1 protein-coding gene is annotated in these 1,375 nt (G+C 66.8%); it reads left to right on the forward strand.

What is annotated here, in order from left to right:
* Positions 1-68 precede the first annotated feature (68 nt).
* Positions 69-1,340, forward strand: coding sequence for an IS256 family transposase (locus tag ACFVWD_RS58395; protein WP_389607317.1), 1,272 nt, complete (start codon positions 69-71; stop codon positions 1,338-1,340).
* Positions 1,341-1,375 lie beyond the last annotated feature (35 nt).

The following is a 1,375-nucleotide window of genomic DNA, read 5'->3' on the forward strand; positions in this document are numbered from 1 at the left end:
GTCCGTGATGTGGAAGCCTGGCCCGGGGCTCGCCCTCGGGCCCTCGGGCCGGGCGGATCGGACGAGTCATGGCAGACAAAGACGAAGCGGCCGCGTACGTGGCCGACGACGAGATGGTTGACGAGGTCGTCGAGCGACTGCTCGACAAGGCTGACGCCTCAGGGGCGGCCCTGCTCGGTGAGGGCGGGCTGCTGACGGAGATCACCCGGGCCGTGCTGGAGCGGGCCCTGGAAGCCGAGATGAGCGAACACCTCGGCTACGAACGCGGAGATCCCGCAGGCCACGGCTCGGGGAACTCCCGCAACGGGACTTCGCCCAAGACCGTCCTCACCGACGCAGGGGCAGTCACGCTGGCGGTTCCACGGGACCGCAACGGCGATTTCGAACCGCGCCTGGTCCCGAAGAACGCCCGTCGGCTCGCCGGGTTCAACGACCGGATCCTCTCCCTCTACGCCCGCGGCATGAGCGTGCGCGACATCCGCTCCCACCTCGCCCAGATCTACGGCGTCGAGGTCAGCCCCGACCTGATCAGCAAGGTCACCGACGCCGTGATCGACGAGCTCGTGACCTGGCAGAACCGGCCCCTCGACGCGGTCTGGCCGATCATCTACATCGACGCGTTGTGGGTGAAAATCCGCTCGGGGTCGGTGACTTCGAAGCCGGTCTACCTGGCCGTCGGCGTCGACATGGACGGCCGCAAAGACGTCCTGGGCATGTGGGTCGGATCCGAAGGCGAAGGCGCCACCGCGTGGATGGCGGTCCTGTCAGAACTACGGAATCGGGGCATCGAGGACGTCTGCATCGTCGCCTGCGACGGACTGAAAGGCCTGCCCGACGCGATCACCGCGACCTGGCCCAAGGCCACTGTCCAGACCTGCGTGATCCACCTCACCAGAGCCTCGCTCCGGCTCTCGTCGGTGCGGGACCACCCCAAACTGGTGCCGGCCCTCAAAGCGATCTACGCAGCCCCGACCGAACAGGCCGCCGAACAGGCCCTCGACGCGTTCGCTGCCTCTGACCTGGGCGAACGCTACCCAGCGATCGTCCGGACCTGGCGGTCGGCCTGGCCGGAGTTCACGCCCTACCTCGCGTTCCCGCCGGCCATAAGGACGGTGGTCTACTCCACGAACATGGTCGAGTCGATCAACTCGCGGCTCCGCAAAGCCACCCGCAACCGCGGGCACTTCCCCTCGGAACAAGCCGCGTTGAAGGTCCTCTACCTCGCGGTCCGCGAGCAGATCAACCCCAAAGCGCGCGACGCGAACCACGTCGCCGCACACTGGAAAGAGGCACTGAACCAGTTCTCACTCTTCTTCGAGGACCGGCTCAGCATCCAATGAAACCAGGCGACTTACACAAGATCACTGACACGCCC

Origin of the sequence: Streptomyces sp. NPDC058086 (genome assembly GCF_042885015.1) — a bacterium.
In the GTDB taxonomy this organism is placed as follows: domain Bacteria; phylum Actinomycetota; class Actinomycetes; order Streptomycetales; family Streptomycetaceae; genus Streptomyces.